The sequence below is a fragment of the Streptomyces sp. S063 genome (assembly GCF_002832675.1).
Taxonomy (GTDB): domain Bacteria; phylum Actinomycetota; class Actinomycetes; order Streptomycetales; family Streptomycetaceae; genus Streptomyces; species Streptomyces sindenensis.
Genome location: NZ_CP021707.1, coordinates 1,892,776 through 1,911,042, shown reverse-complemented (window position 1 = coordinate 1,911,042; position 18,267 = coordinate 1,892,776). Strand labels below are relative to the sequence as shown.

Here is an 18,267-nt window from a genome sequence, read left to right as displayed (position 1 = left end):
TTCCGGGGCACGGCCCGGGGCGCGACTCAGGACCGGACGAACTGCGGACCTTGCGGAGGCAGCACGAAATGGGGTCGGGCGCGTGCGCGGCGGCTGCCGCGGGCTGCGGATAGCCGTAGGCGGGCGGCGCGGCCGCGGGCTGCGGATAGCCGTACGCCGGCTGCTGGGCCCCGGCGGCGGCAGCGGGGGGCGCGGCCGGAGGCGGATAGCCGTAGGAGGGCTGCTGATGCTGCACCGTGGCCTGGGAGTCGGGCCCGGTTCCGGTGGCGGCGGCCGGGACGGGTCCCGGCGGCGCGTTCGGGGGCGGCGGCCCGGCTGCCGGGAGAGGCCCCGCGGCGGCCGGTTCCCGCGCACCGCCGGACGCCCGGTCCTCGTCCGCCGCCTCCGACTCGTCCACCGAGATGCCGAAGGCGGTGGCCAGGCCGATCAGGCCGGTGGGATAGCCCTGGCCGACCGCACGGAACTTCCAGCCCTCGCCGCGGCGGTACAGCTCGCCGCAGATGATCGCCGTCTCTTCCCCGGTCTCCGGCCGCACATCGAACACCGCCAGCGGCTCGCCGTCGGCGAACGCGGCGTCGAACAGGAGTATCCGCAGGTCCGCGACCTGCTCGAAGGCGGCCCCGTCGGAGGAGGCCGCGATGACGACCTGGTCCACCGAGGCGTCGAGCGCCCCGAGATCCGCCTCGATCGTGTCCGTCAGCCCTTCCGGGACACTGCGCTTCGGCAACCGCCGGACCAGGCCGGAGGGGTGTCGGGGCTGGTTGTAGAAGACGAAGTCCTCGTCCGACCGCACCCGCCCGGACGCACCGAGGAGCAGAGCGGAGGCGTCCACGTCGGGAACCCCGGTGCCCGGGGTCCAGCGCAGCACGGCCCGGACGGCCGCGGCATCGACAGGGACGTTCGAGCCCTTCAGCATCGTGTGCGTCATGACGGTCATCCTGCCTGCTGGGGACCCGTGCGGACAACGCGGGGGGCGGCACTGCCGAGCCCGGCCGCGGTACGGACCGAGCGGGACGGTACCGCGAGCGGGGGCCGGACAAGGGGCGGGTAACCGGAAATTCATGTACATGGGGAACTGTTGACACCCGTCCGTACGTACTATTACCGGCCATGCGTTGTTCGGCCGATCAGGCAGTTCGGGGGAAAAGGATGCGTCACTTCGGGCACATATCGCCCACTGCCCGCGAGGGTCTGTTCTACAAGGAACCCTGCGCCTTCACCGCGGAGTCGCCGGCGCGGATGCTCTCCGTCGCCCTGGGGGCCACGCTCTACTCCCCGGCCACCCGTCCGTCGCTCGCCGACGACGTGCTGAAGCAGGCCGCGCGCGGTGTCGTCTCCATGGTGCTGTGCCTGGAGGACTCGATCGACGACGCCGAGGTGATCGACGCCGAAGCCAACCTGATCAGGCAGTTCGCCGAGCTGGCCGCCCGGGAAGCGGCGCCGGGGCCCGCACCGCGGCACGAGGGCGACGCCGGGAGCACGGCGGGCGCGGACGTCCCGCTCCTCTTCATCCGCGTACGGGAACCGGACCAGATCACCGACCTGGTGCGGCGCCTCGGTGACTCGGTCCGAATGTTGTCCGGTTTCGTACTTCCCAAGTTCACCGAGGAGCGTGGCAGGCACTTCCTGGAGGCGCTTGCCGAGGCCGAGACGGCGTGTGGCCGACGGCTCTTCGCCATGCCCGTCCTCGAATCCCCCGAACTGCTCCACCTGGAGACGCGCGGCGACATCCTCCGGGGCATCGCCCGCAGCGTCGACAAGTACCGGGACCGGGTGCTCGCCCTGCGGCTCGGCGTCACCGACTTCTGCTCGGCCTACGGACTGCGCCGCGCGCCCGACATGACGGCGTACGACGTCCATATCGTCGCCTCCGTGATCGCCGACGTGGTCAACGTGCTCGGCCGGGCCGACGGCAGCGGCTTCACGATCACCGGCCCGGTCTGGGAGTACTTCCGCCGCCAGGAGCGCATGTTCAAGCCCCAGCTGCGCCGCAGCCCCTTCCTGGAGGGCCGCGCCGAGGAGCTGCGCACGGCCCTCATCCAGCACGACATGGACGGACTGCTCCGGGAGATCGAGCTCGACCGGGCCAACGGCCTGCTCGGCAAGACCTGCATCCACCCGTCGCACGTGGCGCCCGTCCACGCACTGTCCGTGGTCAGCCACGAGGAGTTCACCGACGCCCAGGACATCCTGAGCCCCGAGCGCGGGGGCGGCGGGGTGCTCCGCTCGGCGTACACGAACAAGATGAACGAAGTGAAACCCCACCGGGCCTGGGCCGAGCGCACGCTCCAGCGGGCCGAGGTCTTCGGAGTGGCGAGGGAAGACGTCGGCTTCGTGGACCTGCTGGCCGCCGGCCTGACGAACTGAGCGCGCGTCGATGAGCGAGCGCGCGACGAGAGAAGAGAACGTGGACGTGGTGTGGTCGGGCGACTGGGTGGCCGAGCGGCTCGGAGTCGGCCTCGAGGGCGACGGAGAACTGCGGGAACTGCTGGGCCTGGCCCTGCGCCGCAACCCCAAGCGGGCGCACCTGCTCGTCTCCAACGTGCTGGGCAAGCATGTGCCCCAGCGGCCCTCCGTCGTGTACGGGGCGGGATACGGCCTCGGTGAGCGGGTCCGGGCTCTCCTCGGCGCGGAGGAGGCCCGCCGCGCGGTGGTCCTCGGATACGCGGAGACGGCCACCGGTCTCGGCCACGCCGTCGCGGACGGCCTCCGGGACGCCCCGTACCTGCACTCCACCCGGCGCCCGGTGGCGGGAGTCCGGCAGGCGGGCGGCTTCGAGGAGGCCCACTCGCACGCCACCTCGCACCTGCTGCTGCCCGAGGACCCCGCACTGCTGGCCCAGGGAGCGGTCGCCTCCCCCCTGGTGCTGGTCGACGACGAGTTCTCCACCGGCAACACCGTGCTCAACACCATCCGGGCCCTGCACGAGCTGCACCCGCGCGACCGCTACGTCATCGTCGCGCTGGTCGACATGCGTTCCCCGGCCGACCGCGACCGGCTGACCGCCTTCGCCGTCGAGATCGGCGCCCGCGTCGACCTGGTGACCCGCGCCACGGGCACGGTCACGCTCCCGGACGGCGTACTGGAACGCGGCCAGGCCCTGGTCGCGGCCCAGGAGGCGGAGGAGGCCGGCCCGGTCCATGAAGCCGCCGGGCGCGCCGCCCCGGTCACCCGCGTCGACCTCGCCTGGCCCGTGGGCGTTCCCGACGGCGGCCGGCACGGCTTCACCCCGTCCCACCGCGCCGCGCTCGAAGCGGCGCTCCCGGACATGGCGGAGCGGATCGCGGACACGCTGGGCGACGGCGCCCGCCAGGGCCGGGTGCTCGTCCTCGGCTTCGAGGAGCTGATGTACGCGCCCCTGCGCCTGGGCACCGCTCTGGAAGACTCCCTCGGGCCCGGTACCGAGATCCGCTACTCCACCACCACCCGCTCGCCCGTCCTCGCCGTCGACGACCCCGGTTACGCGATACGCACCCGCCTCGTCTTCCCGGCCCACGACTCCCCGGCGGACGGCCCCGGCGACCGGTACGCGTACAACGTGGCCGGCGCCGGCTTCGACGCGGTGGTCGCCGTCGTCGACTCCACCGCCGACACCCCCGAACTCCACGCCCCCGAAGGGCTGTTGGCCCAACTTGCGGCCCACACCGGCCAGGTTCTCCTCGCGGTCGTCCCCTCGTACACCCCCACACCCGTCCAGGAGCCCGCCGTGCTGCCCGAGCCCCTCCGAGGCCCCGACTTCTCCAGTTACCCGCCCGAGGACGTCGGCTGGCTGCTCCAGGACCTCTCGGACACCGAGCTGGAAGCCCCCACCGAGGAGCGAGAGGAGGCCATCCAGAGCGGCGGCGCGCACTACGCGGAGTCGCTGCCCGTGGAGTACCAGCCGAGCGCCGAGTACCAGGCGCTGTTCTCCGCCGCCCTGGAGACCTCCGCAGCGCGCATCGCCCGCGCGGTCGGCACCGTCACCGAGACGGTCCTCGCCGAACGCGGCCCCCGCCCCGTCCTCGTCTCGCTCGCCCGGGCCGGGACCCCGGTCGGGGTGCTGATGCGCCGCTGGGCCCGGCACCGGCACGGCCTGGACCTGCCGCACTACGCCATCTCCATCGTCCGGGGCCGGGGCATCGACGCCACCGCCCTGCGCTGGCTGGCCGCCCATCACGCCCCGGCCGACGTGGTGTTCGTCGACGGCTGGACGGGCAAGGGCGCGATCACCCGCGAACTGGCAGCGGCGATCACCGACTTCGAGGCCTCGGGCGGGCCCGCCGGCTTCGACCCGGAGATCGCGGTGCTCGCGGACCCGGGCGGCTGCGTGCGGACGTACGGCACCCGCGAGGACTTCCTCATCCCCTCGGCCTGCCTCAACTCCACGGTCTCCGGCCTCATCTCGCGTACGGTGCTCCGCGCCGACCTGGTCGGGCCGGACGACTTCCACGGCGGGAAGTTCTACCGGGAACTGGCGGAATCCGATGTCTCGGGCCGCTTCCTCGACACGGTCGCCGCCCGCTTCGACGAAGTGGCGGGCCAGGTCGAGGCCGAGGCCAAGGAACTGCTCGCCGCCGACCGCGCCCCGACCTGGGAGGGCTGGGCCGCCGTCGAGCGGATCAGCGAGGAGTACGGCATCCACGACGTCAACCTGGTCAAGCCCGGCGTCGGCGAGACCACCCGCGTGCTGCTCCGCCGGGTCCCCTGGAAGATCCTCGCCAAGCGCGGCGCGGGCACGGACCTGGAGCACATCCGGCTGCTGGCCGAGCAGCGCGGCGTCCCGGTCGAGGAGGTCGACGACCTCCCGTACAGCTGCGTCGGCCTGATCCACCCCCGCTACACGCGCGGCGCGACGGGCGCGGACGGCAAGGCGGTGGCGGGCGGCAGCACGCCGGCGGCCGACGGCGGGGCGGTGAAGGACGCATGAGCACCCCGACCGCTGGGAACGGCTCCACCACCCTGGTCGCGAGCGACCTCGACCGTACGCTGATCTACTCGGCGGCCTCGCTCGACCTGTCCATGCCGGACGCGGAGGCCCCCCGGCTCCTGTGCGTCGAGGTGTACGGCCACAAGCCCCTCTCGTACATGACGGAGACGGCCGCCGCGCTCCTCACCGAGGTGACGGCCTCCACCGTCTTCGTGCCCACCACCACCCGCACCCGCGAGCAGTACGGGCGCATCCACCTCCCCGGCCCCGCCCCCCGGTACGCGATCTGCGCCAACGGCGGCCACATCCTGGTCGACGGCGTCTCCGACCGCGACTGGCAGCAGCGGGTGGAGTCCCGGATCGCCGCCGAGTGCGCACCGCTCACCGAGGTCCGCGCCCACCTCGCCACCACCGCGGACCCGGCCTGGCTGCTGAAGGAACGGGTCGCCGAGGACCTCTTCGCCTACCTCGTCGTCGAACGGTCCCTGCTGCCCGAGGAGTGGGTGAAGGAGCTGGCGGCCTGGGCCCGCCCGCGCGGCTGGACGGTCTCCCTCCAGGGCCGCAAGATCTACGCGGTCCCGGCGCCGCTCACCAAGAGCGCCGCGATGCACGAGGTCGCCCGCCGCACGGGAGCCACGCGCACGCTCGCCGCCGGGGACTCCCTCCTCGACGCCGACCTGCTGCTCGCCGCCGACCTCGGCTGGCGCCCCGGCCACGGCGAACTGGCCGACGAGGGCTGGCGGGCCCCCCACGTGGTGGCCCTGGAGGAGCGGGGCGGGGCGGCGGGGGAGGAGATCCTGCGCCGCTTCCTGGCGGCCGCCGCTGTGTGAGTCCTCCTGCGCGCGGGCGCGCGGTGCGCGAGGCTGGGGGCATGACCAAGGGCAACGACACGACGATCACCGACGACCTCTACCAGTACATGCTGGCCCACAACCCGCCCCTGGACCCGGTCCAGCGGGAGCTGGTGGACACCACGTACGCACGGTTCCCCGACCACGCGGGCATGGTGTCGGCGGAGGAGCAGGCCCCGCTGCTGGCCTTCCTCGTCCGGCTGGTGGGCGCCCGGCATGTGGTGGAGGTCGGCACGTTCACCGGCTTCAGCGCCCTGGCGATGGCCCAGGCGTTGCCCGCCGACGGCACGCTGATCGCCTGTGACATCTCGGAGGAGTGGACGGCGTACGGCCGTGAGGCCTGGGAGAAGGCGGGCGTCGCGGACCGGATCGACCTGCGGATCGCCCCCGCCCTGGACACCCTGCGCGCGATGCCCGCCGAGCCGCACATCGACTTCGCCTACCTGGACGCGGACAAGGGCGGCTACATCGCGTACTGGGAGGAGCTGGTGCCCAGGATGCGGCAGGGCGGGGTCATCGCCACGGACAACGTGCTCTTCCACGGCGGGGTGACGGACCCGGAGGCGACGGGCCCGGCGGCGGCGATCAAGGAGTTCAACGACCATGTGAGCGCGGACGCCCGGATGGACAGCGTCCTGCTGACGGTCGCGGACGGCCTGACGCTGTCCCGCAAGAGGTAGGGGCGGGCCGCTGCGGGCCCGGGGCCCGGGCCTCAGCCGCAGCATCCACCCCCGCAGCAACCACCGCCCCCACCGCCACCGGACGGCGCGGGAGCGGATCCGGCGGCACCGCCCACGGCCACGGCGGACAGCAGCTTGACGGTGTCGTCGTGGCCTGCGGGGCAGGAGGCGGGGTCCGAGGACTGCGCCATGGGACGGCTGACTTCGAAGGTGTCACCGCAGGTGCGGCAGCGGAATTCGTAACGAGGCATGGACCCAGGCTAGAGCCATCGCGAGCGGGAGACCACGCCCTCTGTCGGGCCCGAGGACACGCCCCCTGTCGGGCCTGAGACCACACACCCCCTCCGACGCCTGCTGATGCCGGACAGGACAGCTCGACGCCTGCCGTGGCGGCCAGGTCCTACGTGCCGCCGCCGCGTTCCTCACGGATGTCGGAGACGACCCCGGCGGCGGTCTGGCGCACGGCCTCGGTCTCGGTCAGGAAGTGCCAGTAGTCGGGGTGGCGCCCGCCGAGCCCCGCGATGGCCCGCTCCAGCCGGGCGACGGAGTCGTCGAGCGGCCGCGCGTGCCGGGGATCGGGCGTGTGCCGCCCGGCCATGGCGAGACGCTGCGCGTCCCGCACCGCGAACCGGGTCCGCTCGATCTCCTGCTGCGGATCCTTCGCCACCGCGTTCAGCCGCTGCAACCGGTCCCCGGCGGCGGAGACCGCCTCGTCCACCGCGTTGAGCAGGGCGCGGACCGTGGACAGCCGGGACGTGGCGTCCGCCCAGCGCTGCTCCTCCCGCGCCTTCGCCGCCTCGGCGAGCTTGTCCTCCGCCTGCCGTATGTTGACCGCGGCCTGCTCCGGAACCGGCTGGAGGTCCTGCCAGCACGCGGCCGAGAACCGCCGCCGCAACTCGCTCAGCACCGGCTCCACCGAGCCCGCCCGGGTCGTCAGCGCCTGGGCCCGGGTCCGCAGGGAGACCAGCCGCCGGTCGATCTCGGCGGCCCGCTCGGGCAGCCGCTCCGCCTCGGTGCGCACGGCCTCGGCGTCACGGAGGACCACATCGGCACGCTGAAGGGTCTCGGGGACGCCGTGCTGACCCGCGCCCTGGTTCAGCTTGGTCAGCTCGGGGGCGAGCGCGGCGAGCCGGGCGGCGAGCTCATCGGCCCGCAGCCCCGCGGCCCGCACGGTGTCGAGGGCGTTGCTCGCCGCCAGAAGTGCCTGGCGGGCCCGCTCGACGGCGGGGGCGAGCCGGGCCAGCTGGGTCTCCGCGCTGCCGAGCAGCGGCCCGAGCCCCTGGGCGAACCGGTCCAGTTCGCCCTTGACCCGCACGAGGTCGTCCTTGGCCCGGGTCAGCTCGGTGCGGGCCCGGGAGGCGACGGCGGGCTCCAGGTCGTCCCGGTCCAGGTCATGGCTGTCGACGGCGGTGATGTACGCGTGGCTGACCTCGTCGATGCGCCGGCCGAGCGCGGCGAAGTCCTCGGACGCCTTGCGACCGCGCGAGGAGCTGTCCACGGCGTTGATGGTCTCGATGGAGATCCGGAGATCCCGCTGGGCGGTGTCCAGCTCGTAGAAGGCCTCGGCGGCGGCGTCCTTGGCGGCCTGCGCCTCGGCCCGCTGACTCTCCCCGCCGCGCCCGCCGAACCACCGGCGCGTGCCGCCACCGGCGAAGGCGGCGGGCAGCGCGGCCAGCACGAGGGGCACGGGCAGCAACATCAGCGCCAGAAGATCCCGGCCACTTCGAACGGCGGACCTCGCACCCGCTCCTGCCTCCGGCCGCGCGTTGGTCGCCGTCACATCCCTCTCCCGTGCCGATTCGCCCTGCCCGGTACATTGTCCCACCAGGTAAGGACGAACACACGGGTCGGTTAGTTCGCGCTTCGCACGGTGACTTCCCCGTTGTCGCTGTAGGCCTTCACCACATGCGTGCTGTCGTCGCCGCGCGGCACGTCGACGGAGACGTCCCCGTTGTCCGCGGAGGCATCGACCTTGTACGTCTGGCCCCGCGGCAGATCGATGGTGATGCTTCCGTTGTCACTGACGGTGTCCACCAGGTCGGGCACGGAGGTGAAGCCCAGCCGGATCTCCCCGTTGTCGGCGCGGGCGATCACGGAGGGGCCGGATATCCGCTCGGCCCGCACCTCCCCGTTGTCGCTCTTCAGCTTCAGCGTGCCGCTCGCGTCCCGGACCTTGATCTCGCCGTTGTCGGACGACAGATCCAGCGCGCTGTCGAAACCGCTGGCGCTGACCGTCCCGTTGTCCGAGGCGGCGGTCACCGCGACCCCGCGCGGCACCTTCACCCGGTGCCGGGAGTCGCAGTTGCCGATGCCTTCGCACTTCACCCGGAGCGTGAGGGTGTCGTCCTCCATCCTCCAGACGGCGTCGGGCCCATTGCCGAACACGGCCCACCCGTCGAACTGCCGCTCCACCTCGACCTGCTCCACATCGGCCGGCACGAGGTCCACGAGGCCGTTCTCGGCGTCCACGGTCAGCGTCTTCCCCTTCAGCGCGAACGACTTGCGCTCGACGGGGGCGCCGTCCACGTCCGTGCTCCCGCACCCGGTGAGAGCCAGCGCCAGCAACGCCACCCCGCCCCCGAGAGCGAGGGCCCGCCCTGCGGCACCCCCGAGGCGCGCCCCGGAACGGGTGCGGGTCGGTGCGCTCGTAACGATGTCCACGGTGATCGGTCCCCCAGTGCGTGCGGTGCCTGCTGCCGGACGGTGCCACCGGACGTCGTTGCCGGTGCACTCAAACCGTATGCAGCGACAGCCCCCGGCGGGATCCGGCCGGCTACCGTCTTGGGGGTGGGGTTATCCCCCGGTCCCGAACGGTTTATGAGCAGGGGCCCGGTCCATGTACGCTGTTGCCTCATCCACGGGTGCGTAGCTCAGGGGTAGAGCGCTGCTCTTACAAAGCAGATGTCGGCGGTTCGAAACCGTCCGCGCCCACCAGCACAAAGACCCCCAGCCGATCATGGCTGGGGGTCTTTGACATCCGCTTCTGACATCAACGGGCGCGGTCACCCACGGTCGGGCCGCTGCCGCCTCAGCATGCGGTCGAGGTGACTCACGGCTCCGCGCTGCGTGTCCTGGACGACGTGGGCATGGATGTTCATCGTGACCGCGATCTGACTGTGCCCGAGGATCTCCATCACGACACGGGGAGCGACCCCGGCGGCGGTGAGCAGGGTCGCGCAGCCGTGCCGGGCATCGTGCAGCCGGATGACGCGAAGCCCTGCGGTTCCGGCGACCCGGGTGAACGAGCGGTACTGCTTGCGCGGCTCAATCGGCCGGCCGGATCGGGTGGTGAAGACGTAGCCGGTCTCCTCCCACTGATCACCGGCAGCCTCAGGCAGGGCCGACCGATGGACATGGCGTGGGGCATATCGCCATCAACAGCCCGCAGCCCGGAGAAGAGTTGGCCCGGTTCTGGAGGGAGGAGAGCGGTGACGACGACTCCCACATCGGGGTCCTGGCTGGACTCTTCGTGGCGCGCGAGGCACGTAAGGCGTCTGTCGGCAAACTCCTCATGGAAACCGCTACGACCTACCCCGAGACAGGCACCTGCGCTTGGTGCTGGAGGTCTTGACGAAGGACGCAGCCGCGATTCGCCTCTATGAAAACCTCGGCTGGCAACGCATCGGTGAAGCCGTCCACACCTTCGGAGGCAAGCAGGTCGACGCCGTCTGCTTCGTGGCACCCGCCTGACGACGAGAGCTGTTACGGGTTTCTCTACCTCATCAAGGCACCCGGCTGCGCTCCGCTCCGCCGGGCGCGCTTCCCGGCTCTGGCTGCGCCCGCGCTCCTGCCTTCGGCCCGCTCGGCGCTGCCGCCGCCGACGCGCGCCCACAACTGGATAGGCCCGGGGGCATGAGACGAGAACCAAGCCCGCGGCTTCAAGACGATGCCTCCGGCGGGGGCGCTCAGACTCCGGGATGGACGGGGCACCGTTCGCGAGTGCCGGCCGGAGCGGGGCGAGCGTCGAGGGGGCTCCCATCCCGACCACCTTCGACCCAGGCAGAGCCGAGCAGTCGCGGCCCAGGGCGTCAAGGTCGTTCGTACAGTGGCGCGCTCCACCTTGACGCCCTGAACCACGACCGCTCCACGGTGTGTGGGTCGAAGGCGGACGGGATGGGAGCCGGGGTGAGTGGTGGGTATAGCGGGTGGTTGGCTCTTCGCGTGCACGAGTACCACCAGTTTCGTAACAAGGGGGTGCTTGGCTACGGGGTATGGCAGCATGCTCGAATGACCCCTCACGTTACAGCCACCGCCAAATTTAATGTCATTGGTTTCAAAATGCATCGGCGTCAACTGGATAGGTTGTGGCGTGCCGCGGGTGAGGGGTTTTCGCGGCATGGCCAGCAGTCCATATATACGCAGAGGTCCATCACGCGAATAAGAGCGTTCAGCCCGGACGATTTGGAAACCGCCCTGGGAGATTCCACGGAGCCGGGGGACCCCGAGCTCTTGGACGATATGTGGATCATCGCGCGAGACCCAGGGGACAACTCAAGCCGGAGCGGAAAGTCACCCTGATTGTCACTGAGGCTAATACAGTTCAATGCACGGTAACAGGAGATCCCACCTGGGTTCGCGGGCGCTCTGCCGCCCTACGCTCTCTGATTGAGGAGGCTAGGCCCTTTAAGTGGCGCATCTGGTACGCGCCACCCCTCAGCTACGCCTTTGCTGCATCCGCCGCAAACGGTATTTGGTATGGAGTAAGTTCAGCTTTCTTGCCTGATGGATTCTTATCGGTCGCGTGGAGCATAGCCATAGCCTTGACGTTCTGGCTCCTATTCTTCGTGGCAGGGCTATCGATCGGCAGGGAGATGGCCCGCCGTAGCCGGGTTGAAATTTGCCTTAATAGGCAGGAATTTCCGCAAAGGTGGTGGCGCATCACGGCTGGAGAATTCCTAATGTCGATGATTGCTCTACTGGCGGTAATCGTGTCCATCGTGTTCGGGATAATTACTCATTCGGATGCCAACAAGGATGAAAAGAAGCCGCAAAGTGCATCTGAAATTCTCCCTTGAATTTTCACTGTGTTTGACCGATTCGGCTCGATGGGCTGTACCCCCAACGCACCAGCAGTGCGGCAGAGATGGGCCGAGCGCCAGGCAGTCGGAGCCGCTAGCCACCCAGGGTGAGGACCGCAAATCACCTTTGGCGAAAATCCGATACTTAGCTGCAAACCTCTTGATGAAGGCCCATCAGAAGGGCCAGTTGTGGGTGTACTTGCGCTCTCCGCATTGGGCAGTCACCGTGAGGTTAATTTCGCTGGATACTCGATCAAGCGCGGCCGTGAACTCTTCATGCCCATTGCCACTTTCAGGGATTGCCTGAAGATCCACGAAGGCGGTATCGCCTTCGAATCTAACACTATTCACGCCATATTCGCTCAGCAGGTCCATAACCCTGTGCGCCTGGCGCTTACGCGACTCACGGGCACCCCCGTCCGGCGACTGCACCGAGAGAAGTCGCCTAGCGTTCCGAACAGATCCATCCCTTCTCGCGCTGAGAAACTCCAAAGAACTCTCGACGTCGGCGAGCCGCCTCTCTTGTCGGCGTGCAAGTAGAAGGACCTCCTCCATCAAATCCTCAGCCGATCGACCCTTTTCCAGTCTAGGCTTCCGAGAATCTTCCCTTTGGGAAATGCTATTAAGCTCTTCCTCCAATTTTGGCCAATTTTGCTCGAATGATCTATCGAGACGGTCCGGGGCGAGCGCCATCTCGCCGAGCCTGCCATTCATGTCTGATATTAGTTTAAACATCTCATCCTTCTTTGTGCTCAGCGTCATCTGAAACTGCGACAAGGGGCCAGTCACCTGAGCTTTCTCGATTCCCAGAAGCAGGGGAATCACCACGGAATCATCAAGCGCCTTGGACAAAGCTCCGGCCTCGAAATTAATCCACTCGGCACTTCTGTTTTCTGGAGTAACGCAGACTATCCCGAAATTACAACTGGCCAATTCGTCGGCAATGCTCGGCAATGGACGAGAGCCCTGCGAAATGTTTTGCGAAGAGATCCACGGATCAATCGCCTGAATAACATCTGGCAGCCAGTTTTGCAAAAATTCCGCCATGGCTTTGGATCGATCTCCAGACCAACTTAGGAATACCTTCATGCGCGTACCCTTGCCTCATGCGACCGTTGCGTAGTCAGCGGCTTGATGATGCGGCAAGGCTACTTCCTGATGAAGCTAGCGCGCTGGAGAAGATTGAATTTGGGACTGCTACGCCCCCCGAACCAAGCTGAAGACATAGGCCACCGCGGGGCACCGCACGAGGTGGTCCGTGGGCGTACAGCAACGGAGCACCGCAACCACAGCACACATCCCGGACCGTCATCGTCCCTCTCGGTGCCTGCAGCAGCCGGAATGGCTATCGATGGCCGATCCGGTTGAGCTACGGATCGGAAGGTCTCTGACATCTACAGCTGACATCAACGCCGCTGGACAGGGGTGTATGTGAGCGTTCTTGGCCGACCGTCGCTGTGGCGGGAGGCGGGGGCCGCAGCGGCGCCCGGCCGAACTTGCAAAGCACATGCCGGCGGTTCGAAACCGTCCGCGCCCACCGAGGAAAAGCAGCAGGTGAGAGCCTGTTTCGGCCCCCCAGTCGTGCTCGACTGGGGGGCCTTCTCATGCCGGAAGTCCACGAAGATGCCACAGGGCCGTCAGGTGGACTGCGACCGTGTGTCGACGACGCGGCCGGGAGCCGATGCGGTGCCGTAGCCGGCTGCGGCCTGCCGGAGCTCGGTGTGGGTGTTGTGCGTATGCTGCCGCGCCGCCTCGAGCCGGGCCTCGATCTCCGGTGCGTAGCGGCCGTTCTGCGGCACGCCGGGGTCGATATCGCTCAGCCCCAGGGCGCTCCAGGCCGCGCGCCCGGCCGCCCGGAGCAGGGTCTCGTCCGTGACGGAGAGGGCGAGCCGGTCCCGGGCCTCGGTCACATCACTGCGGGCCTGATAGAAGTCCGCCCGGACGACGGGGTCCGGCTCGCCCGCCCGGAGGGCGTCCACCCGGAGCCAGTACAGCTGGCGGTAGCGGAGCGCGGCGCTCAGGAGCCGGCCGGTGAGGTCCGCCACCTGCTCACGGTGCTGCTCGCGCCGACGGCGCCGGTCGGTCATCTGCTGGGTGACCGTGACGAGGAGGCCGCCGGCGAGAGTGCCCAGGACGGCGATGGCGCTTTCCCACATCAGCTGTGATCCCCGTCGGTCTCGCTGCGGTCGAAGTGGCCGGGCTCGAAAAGATCTTCATCGGTCATGGGGATATCGTCCCTTCTGCTGTTGACCGTTGGAGGCCGATCCCCGTTTCTCCTGCGCTCGGGCGGCGAATGACGAAAGACGAGGGGGCAGTTGATGGGGCGGACACTGGCGGAGATCCTGCACGGGGCGGCCGGCGGGCGGTTTCCGGAGACCGACGGGAGGACGACCGTGGTCGCCGCGCCTTCCAGCCGCGACACGGGGGTGATCGCCTTCACCGCGCACTCGGTCGTGTTCACCGATGAGGATCCCGAGTGGGTCCACGAGACGCTGGCCGCCCTGGACTGCGATGCGCTGGCCGCGACCATGCATCCGCGCTTTCTGTCGGCTTTCCTGGAACGCACCGGGCGGACCACCGACACGATCGACCTCCTGACCGTGGCGGCCTCGCTGCCCGGTGAACCCGGCCTGGAACTGAGGGAGGTCACCGATCCCGTGCACCCGCGGGTCGTGAGTGCCCGCCGGCGCCGCGACGGGGTGCGGATGTGGGAGGTCGACGGGGGAGTGCTGGTGCTCGGGCGCGGCGTGGCCGGTCGTTGGGAGGTGGCCGTCGAGTTGGACGAGAACGCCCGGCACCGGGGGCTCGGGCGCGCCCTCGCCAGAGCCGCCCGGCATCTGGTGCCCCCGGGTGAATCGCTCTGGTCGCAGCAGGCCGCGGGGAACGCGCGCAGCATCCGGGCGTTCCAGGCCGCCGGATTCCGGCCGGTCGGCTCGGAGGCGCTGCTCCTCGGCCGTCGGGAGGCGGCGTGACCGACTCACTCGCGAGCGCGACGGACACCGAGGTCGCGGCAGCCGCCGCGCTGGCCGGGGCGGAGGTCGTTCGAGCCCGTTACGGGCGGCTCCACTCCCGTATCGACAAGGGTTCCGGGGACTTCGCCACCGACGCCGACCTGGCCGCCGAGGAGGCGATCCTCGACGTCATCCGTGCCGCCCGGCCCGGGGACGCCGTGCACGGGGAGGAGGGCGGCCGGCAGGGGGCAGCCGGCGCGGAGCGGGAGTGGCTGGTGGACCCCCTGTGCGGGACGCTCAACTACGCCGTCGGCTCCCAACTCGTCGCCGTCAACGTGGTGTTGCGCAACGGCCCGGCCGCCGTGGCCGATCCGTTCAGCGGCGAGGTCTTCCTCACCGACGGGGAGAGCGCCCGCGTACGGACCGGAGCGCGGGGCGCCGAGCGGCCGTTGGCGCCCACGGCGGACACCCGGCTGGTGGACGTGAACCTCGACCCGCCCTTCCCGAGCGCACCCGGATTCCGGGCCGTCGACCTGCTCGCCCACCCCGGGTTCGTCGCGCACTTCCGCCCGCGCGTCGTCTCCACCACGCTGGCGCTGGCCTGGGTGGCGGCGGGCAGACGGGCCGCCTACGTCACGGACGGCGGCGACCTGAGCGGGAGTGTGCACTTCGCCGCCGGGATCGCCCTGTGCCGGGCCGCCGGCTGCGTCGTCACCGGAGTCGACGGCGCTCCGGTCGGACCGGGCGGCCGGGGGCTCGTCGCCGCCGCGGACGCCGGGACGCACGAGCTGCTCATGTCGATGATCGGCGGTCGCGGGCGGAAGGGCAGGAAGGGCGGGAACGGGTGAACTGCCTCAGACGTGCAGTTCGGGCGGGTAGCCGGTCCAGCGGAGTTCGGTGGGCAGATGGCCGGTGTCGTTGAACACGAGCAGGGCGGCGGGCCGGCCGGGCGAGTAACGGATCACGGTCAGCCCGGCGTTGGCGTGGTGGAGGCCCAACCAGCGCCACTTCGGGGCGTCCAGCGCGTCCCGGACGAGCCAGCCGACGAGGAAATTGTGCGTGACGAGGAGCTCGTGGCGGGGCTCGTCGCCCCCGACCGTTCCCGTGAACCGTGCGAGCGCCTCCTCCGCGAGTCCGGGGCCCAGCTCGCGCTCCGCCGCCGGGAACTCCGCCAGCCGTGCGAGCGTCGAGTCGGCCGACTCCGCCGGCAGCTCCTCCCGTGACGGCAGGTACGGGAGGTAGTCGCCGGCCGGTTCGGACGGCAGCAGGGGAATCCCCGGCAACTGCTCGCCCACCAGCCGCGCCGTCTGCTCGGCGCGGGGGAGCGGGCCGTGGTGGATCGCCGTGATCGGGGCGCCGCGCAGCCGCTCCCCGAGCAGGGCGGCCTGGCGGCGGCCGGCCTCCGTCAGCGTGGTCTCGTCCTGGGAAGCCTCACCGTGCCGGGTCACGTACAGGTAGCGGGCAGCCGTTGCCGTCATGGACGGGTCCTCCGTCGCGGGTCATGATCGTCGATACGTCCATGGGACGTCCCGCCGTGCTCGGGCGGTTCCGTGGCGCGACGTCCATGGGCGTCCCGCCGTGCTCGGACGGTTCCGCGGCGCGGGGCGGGGCCGCCCGGGATGCGCGGGGGCAGCGGTCGGGGCACCGTGGATGCATGGCCGCGCACCCGCCCGTGATCGTCTACCCGCCCTCCGGGACCGGAGGACGGCGGGTCACCGTGCACGGCCGGATCGTCGGGCTGGCGCACGGTCGGGGCGAGGTGGCCGCGCTGCTGCGGGCCGCGGGGTTCGCCCCCGGGCCCGACGAGGCCGTCGAGCTGGACCGGCCCGGGCTGATCGAATGGCGCGGGGGCGACCTCGACACCTGGGGGTGATCCGGTGAAGCGTCGTCGAACGGTACGGGAGAGCGCGTCGATCGAACCACCGCCCGGCTACTACCTCGCCGGGGACGCCGGGCGCGAGCCCCCCGACGGGGCACAGCGGGCGCTGATCCTGGACTGGGTCGTGAGCCGGCGCATCGCGAGCGGCTGGCGCGTGGAGTCCCGCTCCGGGAGCCAGGTGGTGCTGGTGCGCGGGCAGTCGGTGAACCATGTGCTGCACGCCTTCCTCACCGTCTTCTCGTGTCTGGTGTGGGGCGTCGTGTGGGCCGTCCTCGCGCTGGTGAACCGGGTCGAGCGGGAGGCGCTCACCGTCGACGCCCAGGGGCGCATCGTCACGGTCAGCGCGCCGTGACCTCTCACCCGAACGGGTGCGTCCCGCTCGCTGCGGCCGGACCCAGCCAGGAACGTCGAAGCTGACCCGTCCGTAACCACCGGGTCAGGACGGCAGCCGCCCGGTACCACCTGCTACCGGCCGATCCCCGGCCGTCCCGGAGCCTGTTCCGGCCAAGGAGTCCTCATGTCGCAGTCCAGCACGCCCCCGCCCCCGCCCGGATCCTCGCGCCCCGCCGATCCCCGTGCGGGCGGCGGCCCCGGCAGCCCGTGGGCGGCCGGGGGAACGGTGTTCGCCGGTGTCCTGCTCTTCGTGGACGGTGTCCTCGGAGTGCTGAAGGGCATCGCGGGGATCGCCTCGAACGACGTGTACACGCGGATCAACGACTACGTCTTCAAGTTCAGCGTGAACTCGTGGGGCTGGATCCACCTCGTCCTCGGCGTGATCCTCATCCTGGTCGGCTGGGGCATTCTCTCCGGCGCCACCTGGGCCCGCGTCGCGGGCATCGCCCTCGCCTCGCTGAACCTCATCGCCAACTTCATGTGGCTCCCCTACACCCCGGTCTGGGCCGTCGTCACCATCGCTATCGACGTCTTCGTCATCTGGGCCCTGTGCACCGACCGGTCGAACGAGGGCGCCCGGCCGACGGGCCGCTGAGCGGACGGGTGTCCGTTGTCAGTGGGGCGGTCCACACTGGAGTCATGTGCCGCAGCATCAAAACACTCCGCCCGCCCGCCCTCCCCGAAGAGGCCACCGAGGACGACATGCGGGCCGCCGCCCTTCAGTACGTACGCAAGGTCTCCGGGTTCCGCGCGCCCGCCGCGCACAACCGCGAGGTGTTCGACCGGGCCGTCGACGAGATCACCGCAGCGACGATGAAGCTGCTCGACGGGCTGGAGATACGGGGCGCGACGCGGGGCGCTTGACCACGAACGCGGCCAGGGCGCCCGCCGCGAACAGGGCCAGCACCGAGACCGCCGTGCCGAACCACGTCGAGCCCAGCCACCGGCCGCCGAAGTAGCCGAGCCCCACGCTGTAACCGGCCCAGGCCAGGCCCGCCAGCGCGGACCAGGGGAGGAAGTCCCGCTTCCGGCGGTGGGCGGCCCCCGCGCCGAGGGAGACCACGGAGCGGCCCGCCGGGGCGAACCGGGCGATGATCACCAGCGCGCCGCCGCCCCGGCTCAGGGCCGCGCCGAGACGTTCCTGCGCGGTGGTCAGGCGCCGGGAGCGGGCGATGGCCCGGTCCAGCCGGTCGCCCCCGCGCCAGGCGAGCCGGTACGCGACGAGGTCGCCGAGCACGGAGGCGGTGGCCGCGCACAGGATCAGCACGACGAGCGAGGGGACCTGGCCACCGGTGCCCGCACCGACGCCGTTGACGGTGGTGGAGCCCGCTGCCGCCGCCGTCGCGGCCGTGATCACGAGAACACCGCTGGGCAGAAGGGGCAGGAAGACGTCCAGGAGGACGGAGAGGGCGACCACCGCGTAGATCCATGGGCTGCTGGTCAGCGCGGCCACACTCTCCAACACCGTCTACTACTCCCCGGTCGTGTAAGCGCCGCGACGGTCGCAGGGGAGCGGCAGGGGCGGCAGGTTCAGCTGTACAGCGTACGCGTGGGGCTTCTCCCGACATCGCCCAGGGCGGGTGATGTTG

At 70.6% G+C, this 18,267-nt stretch carries 18 protein-coding genes, 1 tRNA gene and 3 pseudogenes; 13 read left to right on the top strand and 9 right to left on the bottom strand.

The genetic code is table 11. The features are described from left to right. Positions 1–26: 26 nt before the first annotated feature. A pseudogene (locus tag CCZ36_RS08605) lies at positions 27–928 on the bottom strand (TerD family protein). 221 nt (positions 929–1,149) lie between these two features. Here CCZ36_RS08605 and CCZ36_RS08600 point away from each other — a divergent pair. The 4 genes from CCZ36_RS08600 to CCZ36_RS08585 are packed head-to-tail and all read left to right on the top strand — an operon-like array spanning position 1,150 to position 6,437. Next, a complete protein-coding gene (locus CCZ36_RS08600) occupies positions 1,150–2,367 on the top strand; it encodes an HpcH/HpaI aldolase/citrate lyase family protein (RefSeq protein ID WP_069738502.1) in 1,218 nt (405 codons plus the stop codon). Positions 2,368–2,377: 10 nt separating this feature from the next. Further along, the gene (locus CCZ36_RS08595; protein ID WP_128817387.1) at positions 2,378–4,906 is read left to right on the top strand and encodes a phosphoribosyltransferase; all 2,529 of its coding nucleotides are present in this window, start codon (positions 2,378–2,380) and stop codon (positions 4,904–4,906) included. Continuing rightward, the gene (locus CCZ36_RS08590; protein ID WP_069738500.1) at positions 4,903–5,736 is read left to right on the top strand and encodes an HAD family hydrolase; all 834 of its coding nucleotides are present in this window, start codon (positions 4,903–4,905) and stop codon (positions 5,734–5,736) included. The genes CCZ36_RS08595 and CCZ36_RS08590 overlap by 4 nt, the downstream gene beginning before the upstream one ends. 41 nt (positions 5,737–5,777) lie before the next feature. After that, complete coding sequence (locus CCZ36_RS08585; protein WP_069743381.1) at positions 5,778–6,437, top strand: O-methyltransferase; 660 nt, start codon at positions 5,778–5,780, stop codon at positions 6,435–6,437. A gap of 32 nt (positions 6,438–6,469) precedes the next feature. On the opposite strand, the gene CCZ36_RS08580 is transcribed toward CCZ36_RS08585, so the two are convergent. The 3 genes from CCZ36_RS08580 to CCZ36_RS08570 all read right to left on the bottom strand — a co-directional run bounded on the left by CCZ36_RS08580 (position 6,470) and on the right by CCZ36_RS08570 (position 9,098). Then, positions 6,470–6,688, bottom strand: coding sequence for an FmdB family zinc ribbon protein (locus CCZ36_RS08580; protein ID WP_030592937.1), 219 nt, complete (start codon positions 6,686–6,688; stop codon positions 6,470–6,472). Positions 6,689–6,837: 149 nt separating this feature from the next. Continuing rightward, entirely contained in the window at positions 6,838–8,217 is a 1,380-nt protein-coding gene (locus tag CCZ36_RS08575) for a hypothetical protein (RefSeq protein WP_128817386.1), read from the bottom strand. 71 nt (positions 8,218–8,288) lie between these two features. Continuing rightward, complete coding sequence (locus CCZ36_RS08570; RefSeq protein WP_069738497.1) at positions 8,289–9,098, bottom strand: DUF4097 family beta strand repeat-containing protein; 810 nt, start codon at positions 9,096–9,098, stop codon at positions 8,289–8,291. Positions 9,099–9,296: 198 nt separating this feature from the next. Between CCZ36_RS08570 and CCZ36_RS08565 the strand changes: the two genes are divergently transcribed. Beyond that, positions 9,297–9,371, top strand: a tRNA-Val gene (locus tag CCZ36_RS08565). Between the two features lie 68 nt (positions 9,372–9,439). Here the strand turns inward: CCZ36_RS08565 and CCZ36_RS08560 are convergent. Continuing rightward, positions 9,440–9,772, bottom strand: a pseudogene (locus CCZ36_RS08560) (tyrosine-type recombinase/integrase); the annotation flags it as partial. Between the two features lie 217 nt (positions 9,773–9,989). Between CCZ36_RS08560 and CCZ36_RS35615 the strand changes: the two are divergent. Beyond that, a complete protein-coding gene (locus CCZ36_RS35615) occupies positions 9,990–10,127 on the top strand; it encodes an acetyltransferase (RefSeq protein ID WP_373297575.1) in 138 nt (45 codons plus the stop codon). A gap of 1,025 nt (positions 10,128–11,152) precedes the next feature. Further along, positions 11,153–11,452 carry a hypothetical protein gene (locus CCZ36_RS08550; protein ID WP_164873492.1) on the top strand — a complete coding sequence of 100 codons (300 nt, stop codon included), beginning with the start codon at positions 11,153–11,155 and terminating at the stop codon, positions 11,450–11,452. A 177-nt stretch (positions 11,453–11,629) separates the two neighbouring features. Here CCZ36_RS08550 and CCZ36_RS08545 read toward each other — a convergent pair whose 3' ends face one another. Continuing rightward, complete coding sequence (locus CCZ36_RS08545) at positions 11,630–12,544, bottom strand: TIR domain-containing protein (RefSeq protein WP_079149628.1); 915 nt, start codon at positions 12,542–12,544, stop codon at positions 11,630–11,632. Positions 12,545–13,092: 548 nt separating this feature from the next. Next, positions 13,093–13,611, bottom strand: coding sequence for a hypothetical protein (locus CCZ36_RS08540; protein ID WP_069738494.1), 519 nt, complete (start codon positions 13,609–13,611; stop codon positions 13,093–13,095). A 162-nt stretch (positions 13,612–13,773) separates the two neighbouring features. Here CCZ36_RS08540 and CCZ36_RS08535 point away from each other — a divergent pair, with 162 nt between their 5' ends. Both CCZ36_RS08535 and CCZ36_RS08530 read left to right on the top strand, forming a co-directional pair. Continuing rightward, positions 13,774–14,427 (top strand): GNAT family N-acetyltransferase, encoded by a 654-nt coding sequence (locus CCZ36_RS08535; RefSeq protein WP_069738493.1) that lies wholly within the window; start codon positions 13,774–13,776, stop codon positions 14,425–14,427. Further along, complete coding sequence (locus CCZ36_RS08530; protein WP_128817384.1) at positions 14,424–15,254, top strand: inositol monophosphatase family protein; 831 nt, start codon at positions 14,424–14,426, stop codon at positions 15,252–15,254. Before CCZ36_RS08535 ends, CCZ36_RS08530 begins: the two co-directional genes overlap by 4 nt. Positions 15,255–15,260: 6 nt before the next feature. Here CCZ36_RS08530 and CCZ36_RS08525 read toward each other — a convergent pair whose 3' ends face one another. Continuing rightward, positions 15,261–15,884 carry a histidine phosphatase family protein gene (locus CCZ36_RS08525; RefSeq protein ID WP_069738491.1) on the bottom strand — a complete coding sequence of 208 codons (624 nt, stop codon included), beginning with the start codon at positions 15,882–15,884 and terminating at the stop codon, positions 15,261–15,263. Between the two features lie 176 nt (positions 15,885–16,060). On the opposite strand from CCZ36_RS08525, the gene CCZ36_RS08520 reads away from it, so the two are divergent. The 4 genes from CCZ36_RS08520 (at position 16,061) to CCZ36_RS08505 (ending at position 17,542) form a co-directional block, all read left to right on the top strand. After that, entirely contained in the window at positions 16,061–16,279 is a 219-nt protein-coding gene (locus CCZ36_RS08520; RefSeq protein ID WP_128817383.1) for a hypothetical protein, read from the top strand. A gap of 4 nt (positions 16,280–16,283) precedes the next feature. Continuing rightward, a complete protein-coding gene (locus CCZ36_RS08515; protein ID WP_069738489.1) occupies positions 16,284–16,637 on the top strand; it encodes a hypothetical protein in 354 nt (117 codons plus the stop codon). Between the two features lie 165 nt (positions 16,638–16,802). Continuing rightward, complete coding sequence (locus CCZ36_RS08510) at positions 16,803–17,273, top strand: DUF7144 family membrane protein (RefSeq protein ID WP_069738488.1); 471 nt, start codon at positions 16,803–16,805, stop codon at positions 17,271–17,273. Between the two features lie 44 nt (positions 17,274–17,317). After that, complete coding sequence (locus CCZ36_RS08505; protein ID WP_069743388.1) at positions 17,318–17,542, top strand: DUF2277 domain-containing protein; 225 nt, start codon at positions 17,318–17,320, stop codon at positions 17,540–17,542. Here CCZ36_RS08505 and CCZ36_RS08500 read toward each other — a convergent pair. Further along, a pseudogene (locus tag CCZ36_RS08500) lies at positions 17,499–18,143 on the bottom strand (DedA family protein); the annotation flags it as partial. The gene CCZ36_RS08505 and the pseudogene CCZ36_RS08500 sit on opposite strands and share 44 nt — an antisense overlap. Positions 18,144–18,267 lie beyond the last annotated feature (124 nt).